Here is a 14480-nt window from a genome sequence, read left to right on the forward strand (position 1 = left end):
GGCACGGCGGGACACGGCGGTACGGGCAGCGCGGCAAGACACGGCGGCGGAGTCCCCGACCACCGCGCACGCGATCCGGCAGGACACCGCGACGCCCGGCGAGCCGCAGGGGCTGATGGGTGACTCCGGCCGCTCCGGCGACGCCCACGCGGTCCTCGATCGCTGCCGCGCCCTCGTGCGCCCCGCCCTGGCCGAGGCCGTCGGGCGGCTGCATCCCTGGGTCGGCGAGATGGCCGCGTACTCCTTCGGCTGGTGCGAGGTGGGCGGTGCCCCGGCCGTCGCCTCCGGCGGTAAGGGCGTACGGCAGGCACTCGCGGTGCTCGGCGCCGAGGCGGCCGGTGCGCCCGGCCGGGCCGGGGTGGCCGCGGCCGTGGCGGTGGAGCTGGTGCACACCTTCTCCCTGCTGCACGACGACATCATGGACGGCGACGCGGACCGGCGACGCCGCCCGACCGTGTGGAAGGCCTACGGCACGGGGCCCGCGGTGCTCGCGGGTGACGCCCTGTTCGCGCTGGCCGTCGAGACGCTCGCCGCGCAGCCGGGCGGCGCCGGTGCCGTACGGACGCTGTCCGGAGCGCTGGGCGACCTGGTGCGCGGACAGGCGGACGACCTGCTGTTCGCCGAACGGCCCTGGAGGGGACCGCGGCGGGTACGTCCCGACGAGTACCGGACGATGGCGGAGCACAAGACGGGCGCCCTGCTGGGCTGCGCCGCCGCGCTGGGTGCCGTGCTAGGAGGTGCCGCCCCGGAGACTGCCACCGCGCTCGACCGTGCGGGCCGGCACCTCGGGGTCGCCTTCCAGATCGTCGACGACGTGCTGGGCATCTGGGGTGACCCCCGGGTCACCGGCAAGCCGGTCCACGGCGATCTGCGGGAGCGCAAAAAGACTTTCCCGGTACTGGTCGCGCTCGGCTCCCCGAGCGGCGGCAGGCTCGCCGCGCTCCTGGAGAGCGGCGAGGAGCCCGATGCGGCGGCGGCGCTGATCGAGGAGGCGGGCGGCCGTTCGGCCGCACTGGCCGAGGCCCGGCATCACCTCGCCGCCGTCGAGACGGCGCTCGCGGGGGTGCCGTTGGCGGCGGGAGCGGTCGGGGAACTGCGGTCGCTGCTCGGCTTCCTGGTACGGCGCGACGTCTGATCCGAATGCGTCCGCCCGGCCGTGATTGACCTCGGCCGGGTCGGCGGGCGAGGGTTGTGACCAGGCGCGTTCCACGACCCCGCGCCGGAAGGACGACAGCCGTGATCGGCATCTCGGAGATCGAAGCAGCGGCCGAGCGGATCGCCGGGCGTGTCGTGCGCACGCCGACCGTGCCGAGCCCGGGGCTGTCGGAACTGCTGGGCGCCCCGGTCACCACGAAGCTGGAACTGCTGCAGCGCACCGGCTCGTTCAAGGCGCGCGGGGCGGCGGCGAAGCTGCTGTCGCTGGGCGAGGCGGAACGGGCCGCCGGGGTGGTGGCGGTCAGCGGCGGCAACCACGGGATCGCCGTCGCGGTCATGGCGGCGGCCCTCGATGTGAAGGCCACGGTGGTGATGCCCCGCTCGGCGCCCTCCCGTGCCGTGGAGATCGCCGAGGCGTCCGGCGCCTCGGTGCGGCTGACCGACGACATGGACGGGGCGTTCGCGCTCATGACGCGGCTTCAGCAGGAGGGGCTGACCCTGGTCCACCCCTTCGACGACCCGGTGGTGATCGCCGGGCAGGGCACGGTCGGCCTGGAGTTCGCCGACGACGCCGGGGAGCTCACCGACGTGCTGGTCAGCATCGGGGGCGGCGCGCTGATCTCCGGTGTCGCCGCGGCACTGCGGGCCCGGCGGCCCGGGGTGCGGGTCTGGGGCGTGGAGACCGAGGGCGCCCAGGCCATGTCCGAGGCGCTGGCGGCGGGCGGCCCGCTGCCGGTCGCCCTGTCGTCGATCGTCTCCACGCTCAGCGCCCCGTCCGTGTCGCGGTTGACGTACGACCATGTCTCCGCCCTGGTCACCGAGGTGCTCGTGGTCCCGGACCGGGAGGCCGTGCGGGGCTCGCTGGAGCTGGCCGACCACGCCAAGGTGTGGGCCGAACCGGCCGCCGGCTGTCTGCTGCCCGCCGCCCGGCAGGTCCTGGAGCGGGTCGATGACGGAGCCCGGCTCGGTCTGGTGGTGTGCGGGGGCAACGTGACCACGGAGGACATGACCGCGTGGTCGCATCGCTTCGGTCTGCGCTGAGGATCGGGCCCGCCTCGCGGGGAATCCGTCGCGGAATTCATCGGAGGGCTGCGAGTTCAGATGTTGTACACCGCCACATTTACCGGCGGTTACCACCAGGCCAGCCCGGAATTCGCGAATCCGGGGGCGGTGGCGGGGCGAATTCTCCGCACCATGGAGGCCCGGGCGGCCGAGGTAAGGAGGCCCTGAGCGCGTGAAAGACCGTTTTTCCTCGGGCACTTGCCCCCACCTCTTGAACAAAAGACAAGAATGAACACGGAGTTGCTCTCCGATTGAACGGAGTGCGCCTCACTCCCCGTACCTCTGGAAAAGGTTGAAAGCCAGGTTTCCAGTCGAGGGATGGCCATGGGCAGGGCGCACGTCTCCACACACCAGTTGGTCGCCGGCCGGTACCGGCTGCTCGAGATCATCCAGCGCGAGACCAACCGCATCTGCTGGTACGCCGAGGACACCGGCGCCGGCGAGGTCTCGCGGCCGTGTCTCGTCACCCAGATCGGGCTTCCGGACGACCCGCTCGAGCCCGAGCGCCGGGCTTCCGCCCGGCTGCTGCGCACGTCCGAGAACATGGCGCTGCTGTGCCCTGGCCGGATCGCCACGGTCGTCGACACCGTCGAGGAGGCCGGCGCCCTGTGGACCGTCAACGAGTGGATCGACGGCACGCCGCTGGGCGAACTCCTCTCGGAGCAGGGCACGTTCAACTACGTGCGGGCCGCGCGCGTCGGTCTGGAGCTGCTCGACGTGCTGGACGCGGCGCACGCCGAGGGCATCACCCACGGCGAACTCAGCCCCGGCCAGGTGTTCGTCCGCGAGGACCACTCGGTCGTCGTCACCGGCTACGGCCTGGCGGGCGCCACCCTCGCGCCCCGGCTCACGGCCCCCGCGTACGCCTCTCCGGAGCAGGCCCGGGACGAGCGCATCGGCCCGGCGGCCGACCTGTGGGCGCTGGGCGCGATCCTCTACACGATGGTCGAGGGACGCCCGCCCTTCCGTGACCGGGGGCGCCCGGAGAACACCCTGAAGGCCGTGGACCGGCTGCCGCTGCGCTCGCCGGTGCGCACCGGGCCGCTCACCCAGGTCGTGCAGGGGCTGCTCCGCAAGGACTCACGGGAGCGTCTGACCCGCCAGGTGGTCCGTGAGGCGCTGACCCGCGCGCTCAGCGAGGACCCGGAAGCGGCCCTGGGGTCGGTGCAGGCCCCGCGGCTGCGCGGCTCCTACGCGGCCATGCTGCCGGGAAACCCGGCCTGGAGCAGACGGACCATGGTGGCCGGGACGGCCCTGGCCGTGGTCACCGTCGCGGTCGCCGTGCTCGCCGCGACCCAGGGGCTGCCCGGCAGTGACACCGGTAGCGAGGCGGCCGACTCGCCGCCCCGGCCGCCGGCCTCCGCCGCCTCGCCGGGCGAGAGCGCCGGCGGCGACGCTCCCGAGCCGTCCCGGACGCCCAGCCCGACGGAAAAGCCCTCCTCCCCCACGCCCACCCCGTCGCCCCCCGAGCCCACGCCGTCCGCCCCGGCCACCGGCCTGCCGCCCGGCTTCCAGCGCTACCACGCGCCGGAGGGCTTCTCCGTCGCGCTCCCCGAGAACTGGAAGCGGCTGGACACCGACCGCGAGGGCCTGGCGTACCGGGTCGTCTTCGGCGCCGAAGGTGACGACCGCACGCTGGCCGTCACCTACAGCGCGGACGCGGGCCCGGACCCCGTGGCCGTGTGGCGGGACGACGTCGAACCGAACCTGAAGCAGTCCGATGGCTACGACCGGATCGGCGCGATCCACGCGACGACGTACCAGGGGCGCGAGGCCGCCGACATGGAGTGGACGGCGGACATCGGCGACACCCGCGTGCGCACCTTCGGCCGGGGCATCCTGCTGGGCGGCGGCCGGAGCTTCTCGCTGCGCTGGACGACCCCGGCCGCCGACTGGGAGGACAGCGCGAACGAGCAGACGTTGCGCACCGTCCTCAAGACCTTCCGGCCGGATTCAGACTGAGCCGCGCGGTGCGCGCTGGGCGGCGATCCGGTCGCTCTGGAGCGGCTGTGTGCGCCAGCGCGCGGTGAGCGTGCGGTCCGCGAGGGAGCAGGTCAGGCCCAGGCGGTGCGGGGTCTCCAGGAACACCACCTCCACGGCCAGCGTGCCGGAATCGGTCCAGCCGCCGCTCACCGCGGTCGGGAGCGGCCCCTCCGCCACCGTCCAGCCCCCTGCCCCGATCCGCAGGTCCAGCCGGGCCTCGCCCTCGGTGAGCCCGAGCGTCCAGCCGTCCGCGTCCCGCACGAGCCCGGCCGACCGGGCCGGACCGTCCTCCTCGGAGGAGACGAACTCGGCGGCGGCCCAGTCCTCGGCCCGTTCGGGCGGTGCGGGACTGCCGGGGGCGGGCGGCAGCGCGAGCCCGGCGAGGCGCTGTTGCAGGGCCGCGTCGTCGGCCTCCCGGCCGGACAGCGGCTCGGGGCCGAAGGCAGGCAGCAGGTGCTTCCAGACGAGGTTCAGGAAGTCCTGCATCCGCTCGGTCGCCGCGGTCGTCGCGATCACCGCGTCGTGCTCGGGCAGCACCAGGCAGAACTGTCCGTAGGCGCCGTCGCCCCGGTACCCGTGCCGGGAGGTCCAGAACTGGTAGCCGTAGCCCTGGTCCCAGTCCTGCCGGTCCGCGTCTCCCATGGCACCGGCGGTCGCGACGTGCGGGTGCGCGGCTCGGGCCACCCATCCTTCGGGCAGCAGCCGCTTGCCCTCCCAGACCCCGTCGCGCAAGTACAGCTCACCGAGCCGGGCGACGGCGTCGGTGGTGGCGTGCAGACCGCTGAAGCCGATCTGGCGGCCGGTGCGGCCCCGCTGCCAGAACACCTCGCCGACACCCAGCGGGTCCAGCAGCCGCGGGCGCAGGTACTCGGTGAGCGGCTGCCCAGTCACCCGCTGGACGATCGCCGCGAGTGTGTAGGTGGTGGGCTGGTTGTAGGCGAAGACGGTGCCGGGGTCGCGGTCCGGCGGCAGCAGCAGGAACCCGCGCACGGGCTCCGCCCGGTCCAGCTCGAAGACCTCGTCGACCGTCTCCCGGTCATGGCCGCTCGACATGGACGCCACGTGGCGTACGAGCATGGCGCGACTGCGGGGGTCGGTGATGTCGGCCTCGAACTCCGGGAAGTAGGAGATCACGGGCGCGTCGAAGTCGAGCAGCCCCTCGGCCTCGGCCAGGGCGGCGGCGGTCCCGGTGAAGCTCTTGCTGAGCGAGTACAGCAGGTGGGGGCGGTCGGGGGTGTAGGGCGCCCACCAGCCGGAGGCGACGAGATGTCCGTGCCGCATGATCATCAGGCTGTGCGGCTCGATCTCCGGGGCCGCTTCGAGGGCGTCGAGAAAGGCGTGGACGCCGGCGGCGTCGACGCCCTGGGCGGCGGGGCTGCCGGTGGGCAGGGCGGAGGCACTCATGGAGGCATCCTCCCCCTGCCGGCGAACCTTGATCGAGCCGTTTTCACGCCCGCTGTCCGGGGACTCGCCGGTTATGGTGCAAATCGGATACACGATGATGACCGAGCAGACCGGCCCCCGAGAGCTCGTCGACCATGTGGTGCGGGCCGAGGAGGCGGGTTTTGACTTCTCGGTGACCTCTGACCACTACTTTCCGTGGCTGCGCTCGCAGGGCCACTCGCCCTACGCGTGGGCCGTGCTCGGAGCGGCCGCCCAGGCCACGTCACGTATCCCGTTGATGACGTACGTGACGTGCCCGACGTTCCGTTACCACCCGGCGGTGGTGGCGCAGAAGGCGGCGACGCTGCAGTTGCTGTCCGAGGGCCGGTTCCGGCTGGGTCTCGGCTCCGGCGAGAACCTCAACGAGCACGTGGTGGGCGGCGGCTGGCCGTCCGTCGACGTACGGCACGAGATGTTCGAGGAGGCCGTGGAGATCATCCGGGCCCTCTTCAAGGGCGGCCACGTCAACCATCGCGGCACGCACTTCGACGTGGAGTCGGCCCGGCTGTGGGACCTGCCGGACGAGGCGCCGCCCATCGGTGTCGCGGTCTCCGGGGAGCGGTCGTGCGAACTCGCGGGCCGGCTCGGCGACCTGGTGATCGCCACGGAGCCCAAGGCGGGGCTGCTGGAGGCGTTCGACCGCCACGGCGGCGCGGGCAAGCCCCGCATCGGCCAGCTGCCGGTGTGTTACGACCCCGACCGGGACACGGCCGTCAAGCGCGCCCACTCCCAGTTCCGCTGGTTCGGCAGCGGCTGGAAGGTCAACTCGGAGCTGCCGCACCCGGATTCCTTCGAGGCGGCCACTCAGTTCGTCACGCCCGACGACGTGGCCGACGCCATTCCGTGCGGTGACGACCCGGACGCGTTCGTCGATGCGGTCCGCCCGTACGCCGAGGCGGGGTTCACCGAGATCGCCCTGGTCCAGATCGGCGGCGAGTCGCAGCCGGCGTACCTGGACTGGTCGGAGAAGACCCTGCTGCCCGCCCTGCGTGACGCCTTCGGCTGAGGCCGGTGGCGCGAAAGGCTCTCCGCCGGTGGGGATAGGCTTCCGGCCTGCACGTACTCGATGCAGCCAACCCCCTTCAGGAGAGTCGTCCGTGACCGTAGCCATCACCCCGCCCGAGACCTCCCCGTCGCCCGTCTCCGACCTGGTCGCGCTGGACGCGCGGGAGTTCGGGGCGTACGCCCGGACCGGAGGGTGGGCCTTCGGGCTGAAGGTGGCGCGCAGCGTGCGGCCCGGCGGGCAGGGCGCGGACGAGACGCCGAAGGTGTCGGCGAAGGAGTTCGCGGAGCTCGCCGGGTGCTCCGCGGACCGGGTCATGCGCTACTACAAGGCGTGGGACCGGGCCGCCGACGACGGCCTGGTCCCGCACTTCGAGGCGCTGACGCCGGGCCAGGACGTGGAACTGCCGGACGCCGACGTGTGGCTGAGCTACTACGTCTCCCGCAACAGCGCCACCTCCGAGCGCGGCACCGCCATCACCGAGGCCGCCGAGGCGGAGGGCATCCGGCCCACGAAGGCGCTGGAGGTCGCGGAGAATCCCACCGCCCTGCGTGCCGCGATCCTCGCCGACCCCTCCACCGCCCGCGCGGCCCGTCAGGCCCTGCTGGACCGGGTCCGGGAGGACCCCGGCCTGCAGGCCGAGCTGGCCCGTGACGTCGTGCGCACCGACGAGCTGAAGAAGGCCGTCGCCGGCGAGAGCAGGGCGGCCGACCGCATCGGATACGTGCGCCAGATCGCCGAGTCGGGGCAGATCAAGACGCCCGCGGGGCAGACCCTCGACGCGCCGGCCGAGCTGCGCCAGGAGGCCGAGCGGCATCTGTCGCTCATCGACGAGCTGGATGAGAACGAGGATGCCGGTGAGTGGGCCACCGAGGCGTACGACACCATGAAGTCCCTCGTCGTCGAGACCGTGGAGACCGACCCGGGGCTGCGGGTGCGGGAGCGGCGCACGAAGTTCTACAGCAGCCTGCAGAAGGCGACCAAGGTGTTCGAGGAACTGACCTTCGACGACACCCCGGAGTTCTACGAGGACGACATGGTGGAGCGCCTGGAGGAGCTGCAGCGGGCCGTGGCCGTGTGCATCGAGTCCCTGCGCGGTGCCCGCGGGAATCACCCGGAGGGCTGAGCATCTTGCGCGTGTGAGGGGTACTAGAGGGCTCTACGTCGGTTCATCCCGGAGGCCCTTTCGTGAACTCCTTCGTGCACAAGACCCTGGTGGTGCAGCTCCAGGCCGGTGACACGGACCGTTTCTCGGTACTCGCCCACCTGAGCTACGACGCCGCGGACCCGTTCGCCGTGACCCTTGTGTTCAGCCACGACGGGCGGGTCCTCGCCCGGTGGCAGCTGGACCGCGAGATGCTCGCCGAGGGGCTGCGGCGTCCGGTCGGGATGGGCGACGTGCGGATCCGCCCGGTGTCGCGGGGCATGTGGCAGGAGCTGCGCCTGGAGTTCCTCGGTGACGCCCGCCCCGACGGCGGCCGCCATCACGCCCTGGTGTTCGCGTGGGCCCCGGGGTTCGCTGCGTTTCTGCGCGAGACCCACGAGATGGTCCCGCCGGGCCGCGAGGAGGTCCATGTGGACGATTTCCTGGCGGACGTCATCGCCGGGGGCTGATCCCCGGAGCCATGGGCCGGCTCAGCGGTACCGCCGTCACTCCGACGTATGGCGGTACCTGGTCCACAGGGGCAGGACGAACCAGCACAGCAGGTACCAGCAGACCACTCCGGCGACCAGGTAGGGCACGAAGCCGTCGTGCGTGGCCACGCGCAGGATCAGCAGGAGCGAGGCCGTCATCGTGGCCAGCAGCAGAAGAAGGCCGAGCAGCGTCAGCCGGGATGCCAGCCGAACCGCCTGCGGCTTGACGCGCCGCCCGGAGACGAGGCGGTGCAGCGATACCGGCCCTATGAGGGCCCCGGTCGCGCACGCGCCGAGGACGACCGTCACGAGGTAGATCGTCTGATCCGTGCTGGTCAGATCGTCATATTTCTCGGTGAACACCACGGTGAGCAGAAAACCGAACAGGATCTGCACGCCCATCTGGGCCACGCGGACCTCCTGGATGAGCTCCTGCCACATCCGGTCCGCTCTCTCCTCCTCGGTCTCGTCGCGCCCCCGGCGCCTGGCCCCGCCCTCTGCCGTGTCCGACACTGTTCCTCCCGCTGTGAGACCTCGCGTCCTTCTCTCCCGCGAGTTCCCCGTAAAACGCCGTCGTCCCGGGTCGCGCGGCGGTTTGAGCGATCAGGCGCCGGTTACACGGACGACGCGAAGAACGCAGAACCCGAGGAGGTCGTGGACGCATGTCCGGAACGCAGCTCACCGTGACGCTCAGCGGCGGTGGCACGGACGACGCGCGAGCGGTCGTCCGTGCCCTGGAAGGCACGTTCGGGGCGCCGGACGAGCTTCCCGCCGACGAGAACGCGACGGTGCACATGGCGACCTTCGGCGACGCGGAGGCCGGTGACGCCGGAAGCCCCGCGGCGAGCGGCGAGCGCTTGTCCGCGCCGGTGACCGTCACCGTGCAGGGCACCCCGGAGGCGGTGCGGCGGGCGAGCGACACGCTCACCCGGGCCTTCACGGCCCGCGACGACGGTGTCGCCTCCGGCGACCAGGAGCAGGAACGGCAACTGCTCCTGGTGCCGTGACGGATCCCGGGCGGGAGGCCGGCTCTACCAGCGGGATTCGACCTGGTCCTTGATGCGCCGCTCGTAGAGGTCGCGGACCGCCGCCAGCGTCTCGCCGGACAGCTCCGGCAGGCGCGCGGCGTTCGCGTTGGCACGGGCCTGCTCGGGTGAGCGGGCGCCGGGGATCACGGTCGTGACGCCGGGCTGCTCGACGATCCAGCGCAGGGCCAGCTGGGCCGGGGTGTATCCCTCGGGAGCGAGCGCCGCGAACTCGGCGGCCGCCCCGACACCGGTGGCGTAGTCGACGCCGGAGAAGGTCTCGCCCACGTCGAAGGCCTCGCCGTGCCGGTTGTAGGCGCGGTGGTCGTTCTCGGGGAAGACCGTCTCCCGCGTGTACTTGCCCGACAGCAGACCGGAGGCGAGCGGGACACGGGCGATGATGCCGACCCCTGCCGCACGGGCGGCCGGGAGCACCTCGCGCAGGGGCTTCATACGGAACGGGTTGAGGATGATCTGCACGCTCGCCACGTTCGGCCGGGCGATCGCGGTCAGCGCCTCCTCGCAGGTCTCGACGCTGACGCCGTACGCGGCGACGCGCTCCTCCTCGACCAGGGTGTCGAGGGCGTCGAACACCTCGTCCGTGGAGTAGACGGGCGTCGGCGGGCAGTGCAGCTGCACGAGGTCGATCCGGTCGACGCCGAGGTTGCGCCGCGACCGGTCGTTCCAGGCGCGGAAGTTGTCGAGCACGTAGTTCCCGGGGATCTGGTCGACCCGGCGGCCCATCTTGGTGGCGACCAGAACGTGCAGGTCCGGCCTGCCGCTGAGGAACGCGGCGATGGTCTGCTCGCTGCGTCCGTCGCCGTACACGTCGGCGGTGTCGAAGAAGGTCACCCCGGATTCGGCCGCCGTCTCCAGTACCGCGAGGGCTTCCTTGTCGTCGACGTCCCCCCAGTCGGCACCCAGCTGCCATGTGCCCAGGCCTACGACGGAAGCGTGCTGACCCGACCTGTCGAATGTGCGCTCGTCCATGGGCGTCAGTCTGTCATCCGTCACGGGTCCGCGCGGAAGGTGCCGCTCCGGCCGCCGAACCCGCCAAATTCACTCACACGAGTGAATAGATGCGACATGAATATGTCACGTGTCAACCGGCGCCTAGCGTGACTCGACGTGACTACTGGTTCAGTGAGCAACCTCCCTTCGCGGGACCCGCGTTGGACGCGCCGGCGCTTCCTCGGCACGGCGGCCGCCCTGGCAGCCGTGCCGGGCTTGCCCGCGGATCCGGCGGTCGCGGCGGCGGAGTTGCCGGACTTCCCGGCGGACGTCGCCCTGTACCGCTCCGCGTACCGGAACTGGGTCGGCGAGATCACCGCCGACGGTCTGTGGGCCTGTGCGCCGGCGAGCCCGGAACAGGTGGCCGACGTCGTCAACTGGGCGTGGCGGCACGGGTGGCGGGTGCGCGCCCGGGGCGCCTCGCACGGCTGGTCACCCCTGACCGTGACCGAGGGGACGCCGTCCGGCGCGCCGGTCCTGCTCGTCGACACCACGCCCCGCCTGACCGGCCTGGCGCTGGACTCGCCGACGGCCGTGCGGGCCGGAACGGGCGTGACCATGGAGGCGCTGCTGACCTTCCTGGAGGAGCACGGCCTGGGCGTCACGGCCGCACCCGCTCCCGGTGTCCTCACGCTGGGCGGGGCCCTGGCGATCGACGCGCACGGCACGGCCGTCCCCGCGCGGGACGAACACCGGCCGGCCGGGCACACGTACGGCTCGCTCAGCAATCTGATCCTGTCCCTGACGGCGGTCGTCTGGGACTCCCGGGCCGACGCGTACGTGCTGCGCACGTTCCGCCGCGACGAGGCGGACTGCGCCGCGCTGCTGACCCATCTCGGACGGTCCCTGGTGACCGAAGTGGTGCTGCGGGTGGGCGCGAACACGAACCTGCGGTGCGTGAGCCGTACGGACATCCCGGCGGGCGAACTGTTCGCCGCACCCGGCTCCTCCGGGCGTACCTTCTCGCGCTTCCTGGACGAGGCCGGGCGGGTCGAGGCGATCTGGTTCGCCTTCACCGAGCATCCGTGGCTGAAGGTGTGGAGCGTCTCCCCCACCCGGCCGCTGACCTCGCGGCCCGTGACACGGCCGTACAACTACCCCTTCTCCGACAACATCCCGGCACCGGTGGCGGAGCTGGTGGGGCGAATGACGTCGGACGCTGCCTGGTACCTGGCACCGGTGCTGGGCACCGCGCAGTACGACGCGGCCGCGCTCGGGCTTGTGACGACGCTGTCCGCCGACCTCTGGGGGCCGTCCAAGAACACGCTGCTGTACCTGAAGCCGACCACCCTGCGGGTGCACGCCGACGGGTACGCGGTGCTCACCTCGCGGGAGCAGGTGCAGCGGGTGGTCTCCGAGTTCGCCGCCTTCTACCGGGAGCGGCTGGCGGCGTACGCGGCCCGGGGCAGCTTCCCCGTCAACGGCTCGGTGGAGATCCGGGTGACCGGCCTGGACGAGCCGGGCGACGCCGGAGTGGCCGGGGCCCGCCCGCCGCTGCTGTCCGCGCTCCGGCCGCGCGAGGACCACCCCGAGTGGGACACGGCCGTGTGGCTGGACGTCCTGACGCTGCCGGGCACGCCGGACGCGGAGGCGTTCCTGCGTGAGATCGAGCAGTTCCTGCTGCGCACCTTCGACGGCGGCTTCGCACTCACGCGGGTGGAGTGGTCCAAGGGGTGGGCGTACACGGACGACGGGGTGTGGAGCGATCAGGAGGTGCTCGGCTCGGTGGTTCCGGCCGCGGTCGGTCCGGCCGAGTGGGCCGAGGCGGACGCGGCGCTGGACCGGCTCGATCCGCACCGCGTCTACGGCAACGCCTTCCTGGACCGGCTGTTCGGCCAGGGCGCTACGGGGTGAGGTGCGCCTGCACCGAGGGCGCGTAGCGGTCCACCAGGGCGTCGACCGTGCTCACCCGCACCTCGGTGCCGCGGGCGATGCCGTACATCACGCCCAGGCCGAGCAGGGTGGCGACGGCCAGTTCGGCGCGCAGACCGGCGTCGGGCCCGGAGAGACGGTCGGTGAGGCGGTCGGTCACCTGGGTGCGGAAGTTGGCGCGCAGGATGTCGCCCTGCTCGCCGTGCAGGGGCGCGAACACGATCCGCAGCAGCGGGTCGGCGCCCTGCTCCAACTGGCTGACCAGGACGTGCCGGACCATGTGCGGTCCGAGTTCCTCGAGCGGCGCGGACAGCAGGGCTGCGGCGTCGCTCTCGAAGGACATGACCCGGGCGAACAGCGTGTCCTTGTTGCCGAAGTACTTGAGGATCAGCGGCGGGCTCACACCGGCGCGCTCGGCGACCGCCTTGAGCGTGATGTCGGCGTGCGCGTGCCGGGCCAGCAGATACCGGGCCGCCTTCAGGATGGCCGCCTTGGTCGCCTCGGCGTCCCTGCGGGCCGGCGTGGGCGTGACGGGTGGAGTGCTCACGGCACTCATGCTCCCTCCATCGCCCGGTCGTGCGCGCCCCGGGTGCGGCCCCCGCCCGGTTCAGGACCGCCCGGTTCGCCGGACGCGGAGTCGCCCGGGATGCACAGCGCCGCCACGACGGCCAGGAGCGCGACCGCTCCGGCCATGGCGAAGGCCAGCAGGTACCCCTGCAGGGTGGGGACCGGGGCCCCGCCGATCAGGCTGGTGTGGTGCACGAGGACGGCGGCCACGGCGGCGCTGGAGCCGGCCTGGCCGATCGTCCGCATCAGGACGTTGACGCCGTTGGCTGAGGCGGTCTGCCCGGCCGGCACGGCACGCAGGATCAGCGTGGGCAGCGCCGAGTAGGCCAGGGTGGTCCCGGTCGCGACGACCGTGGCCCCCGCGATGATCATCCAGAGATCGCGGCTGTCGGCGATACGGACCGCGTACCCGGCGGCGATGACCGCCGCTCCGAGGGCGAGGGTGACGCGCGGGCCGCGCGCGGCGGAGATCCGGGCGGATACGGGTGACAGCAGCAGCATGACCACGCCGCTGGGCAGCAGGCACAGGCCGGTGGCGACGATGGACAGACCGAGCCCGTACCCGGTCGTCTCGGGCGCCTGCACGAGCTGGGCGGTCACCAGGGTGTTGGCGTAGAACGCGAATCCGGCGAGCAGTGCGGCCACATGGGACAGTCCGACCCGGGGCCGGGCCACCAACCGCAGGTCCACCAGCGGCTGTTCGGCCCTCAGCTGCTGCCACCACCACAGCGCGAGGACGACGGCGGCGGCCAGGAACAGGCTGACGACGCGCGGACTGCCCCAGCCCCACTGCCCGCCCTGGGAGACCCCGAGCAGCAGGCACACCAGGCCGACGGCCAGTCCCAGCGCGCCCGGCACGTCGAACCGGCCCGCCTCGCGCACCGGCGACTCCCGCACCGCCCACCACACCAGCGTCACGCCCGCGGCCCCGAGGGCGCTGGTCACCCAGAACATGGTGTGCCAGTCCGCGTACTGCACGATCACCGCGGCCAGCGGCAGGCCGAGCGCGGCGCCGATGCCGACGGTGGAGCTCATCAGCGCCACGGCCGAGCCCCGGCGCTCCGGCGGCAGCTCGTCCCGCAGGACGCTGATGGACAGCGGAACGACCGCGGCGGCGGCGCCGGACAGGGCGCGGGCGGCGATCAGCACGCCGATGTCGGAGGTCAGGGCGCACAGGACCGAGCCCAGGGTCATCAGTCCGAGGGCCGCCATGAGCACCCGTCGCTTGCCGTACATGTCGCCGGCCCGGCCCAGGACCGGGGTGAGGACAGCCCCGGACAGCAGGGTGGCCGTGACCATCCAGGAGACCGTACCGGCCGAGGCGCCGGTCAGCCGGGGCAGGTCGGGCAGCAGGGGCACGACCACGGTCTGCATGACGGCCATGAGGATGCCGCCGAACGCGAGCACCGGGACGGTGAGCCGGTTGCGCATCGCGGCGGTCCGGTCCATCGGCTCTCCAGTGGGCGGCGCCCGGGCGAGGCGGCGGGTGAATGACAATTCACCTTAGCCGGTGAATTGTCATTCACCCAAGCCGGGAGGTCAGGTCCGGCCCCGAGGACACGCCGGGAGTCCTGACGACCGGACCGCCGGATCGCGCCACTTTCGCGGCGTGATGTGCGCCACGGGCAGCGGACCACGCGGGGAGGAACAACCACCCCGGCACCCCTCGCGGGCGGAATTTCCCCTTCCGCACCCGCTCCCCCACCCCTGGGAGCAAGATCACC

General features: G+C 72.7%; 13 protein-coding genes. 8 read left to right on the top strand and 5 right to left on the bottom strand.

The window, feature by feature from the left end; translation table 11 throughout:
* Window positions 1-115: 115 nt before the first annotated feature.
* The 3 genes from AC07DF_RS33035 (at window position 116) to AC07DF_RS33045 (ending at window position 4179) form a co-directional block, all read left to right on the top strand.
* The gene (locus AC07DF_RS33035) at window positions 116-1135 is read left to right on the top strand and encodes a polyprenyl synthetase family protein (RefSeq protein WP_478980204.1); all 1020 of its coding nucleotides are present in this window, start codon (window positions 116-118) and stop codon (window positions 1133-1135) included.
* Between the two features lie 101 nt (window positions 1136-1236).
* Window positions 1237-2196 (top strand): threonine/serine dehydratase, encoded by a 960-nt coding sequence (locus AC07DF_RS33040; RefSeq protein WP_478979758.1) that lies wholly within the window; start codon window positions 1237-1239, stop codon window positions 2194-2196.
* Between the two features lie 345 nt (window positions 2197-2541).
* Window positions 2542-4179, top strand: a complete 1638-nt coding sequence (locus AC07DF_RS33045) for a serine/threonine protein kinase (RefSeq protein ID WP_478980206.1) — start codon at window positions 2542-2544, stop codon at window positions 4177-4179.
* Here the strand turns inward: AC07DF_RS33045 and AC07DF_RS33050 are convergent.
* Window positions 4171-5604: a serine hydrolase domain-containing protein gene (locus AC07DF_RS33050; protein WP_478979761.1), complete on the bottom strand. Its 1434-nt coding sequence runs from the start codon at window positions 5602-5604 to the stop codon at window positions 4171-4173. The genes AC07DF_RS33045 and AC07DF_RS33050 overlap by 9 nt on opposite strands.
* A 73-nt stretch (window positions 5605-5677) precedes the next feature.
* Between AC07DF_RS33050 and AC07DF_RS33055 the strand changes: the two genes are divergently transcribed.
* The 3 genes from AC07DF_RS33055 to AC07DF_RS33065 all read left to right on the top strand — a co-directional run bounded on the left by AC07DF_RS33055 (window position 5678) and on the right by AC07DF_RS33065 (window position 8260).
* Window positions 5678-6649 carry an LLM class F420-dependent oxidoreductase gene (locus tag AC07DF_RS33055; protein WP_478979763.1) on the top strand — a complete coding sequence of 324 codons (972 nt, stop codon included), beginning with the start codon at window positions 5678-5680 and terminating at the stop codon, window positions 6647-6649.
* A 91-nt stretch (window positions 6650-6740) separates the two neighbouring features.
* Entirely contained in the window at window positions 6741-7772 is a 1032-nt protein-coding gene (locus AC07DF_RS33060; RefSeq protein ID WP_478979765.1) for a hypothetical protein, read from the top strand.
* Between the two features lie 62 nt (window positions 7773-7834).
* The gene (locus AC07DF_RS33065; protein ID WP_454359782.1) at window positions 7835-8260 is read left to right on the top strand and encodes an SsgA family sporulation/cell division regulator; all 426 of its coding nucleotides are present in this window, start codon (window positions 7835-7837) and stop codon (window positions 8258-8260) included.
* Window positions 8261-8296: 36 nt separating this feature from the next.
* On the opposite strand, the gene AC07DF_RS33070 is transcribed toward AC07DF_RS33065, so the two are convergent.
* The gene (locus tag AC07DF_RS33070) at window positions 8297-8794 is read right to left on the bottom strand and encodes a DUF6328 family protein (RefSeq protein ID WP_478979768.1); all 498 of its coding nucleotides are present in this window, start codon (window positions 8792-8794) and stop codon (window positions 8297-8299) included.
* A 149-nt stretch (window positions 8795-8943) separates the two neighbouring features.
* On the opposite strand from AC07DF_RS33070, the gene AC07DF_RS33075 reads away from it, so the two are divergent.
* Window positions 8944-9288 (top strand): hypothetical protein, encoded by a 345-nt coding sequence (locus AC07DF_RS33075; protein ID WP_478979770.1) that lies wholly within the window; start codon window positions 8944-8946, stop codon window positions 9286-9288.
* Between the two features lie 24 nt (window positions 9289-9312).
* Here AC07DF_RS33075 and AC07DF_RS33080 read toward each other — a convergent pair whose 3' ends face one another.
* A complete protein-coding gene (locus AC07DF_RS33080) occupies window positions 9313-10296 on the bottom strand; it encodes an aldo/keto reductase (protein WP_478979772.1) in 984 nt (327 codons plus the stop codon).
* Between the two features lie 153 nt (window positions 10297-10449).
* Here AC07DF_RS33080 and AC07DF_RS33085 point away from each other — a divergent pair, with 153 nt between their 5' ends.
* Window positions 10450-12171: a cholesterol oxidase substrate-binding domain-containing protein gene (locus tag AC07DF_RS33085; RefSeq protein ID WP_478979774.1), complete on the top strand. Its 1722-nt coding sequence runs from the start codon at window positions 10450-10452 to the stop codon at window positions 12169-12171.
* On the opposite strand, the gene AC07DF_RS33090 is transcribed toward AC07DF_RS33085, so the two are convergent.
* Complete coding sequence (locus AC07DF_RS33090) at window positions 12161-12745, bottom strand: TetR/AcrR family transcriptional regulator (RefSeq protein ID WP_478979776.1); 585 nt, start codon at window positions 12743-12745, stop codon at window positions 12161-12163. The genes AC07DF_RS33085 and AC07DF_RS33090 overlap by 11 nt on opposite strands.
* Window positions 12742-14205, bottom strand: a complete 1464-nt coding sequence (locus tag AC07DF_RS33095; protein WP_478979778.1) for an MFS transporter — start codon at window positions 14203-14205, stop codon at window positions 12742-12744. Before AC07DF_RS33095 ends, AC07DF_RS33090 begins: the two co-directional genes overlap by 4 nt.
* Between the last annotated feature and the right edge of the window lie 275 nt (window positions 14206-14480).

The organism is Streptomyces sp. NPDC044719, from assembly GCF_056433405.1.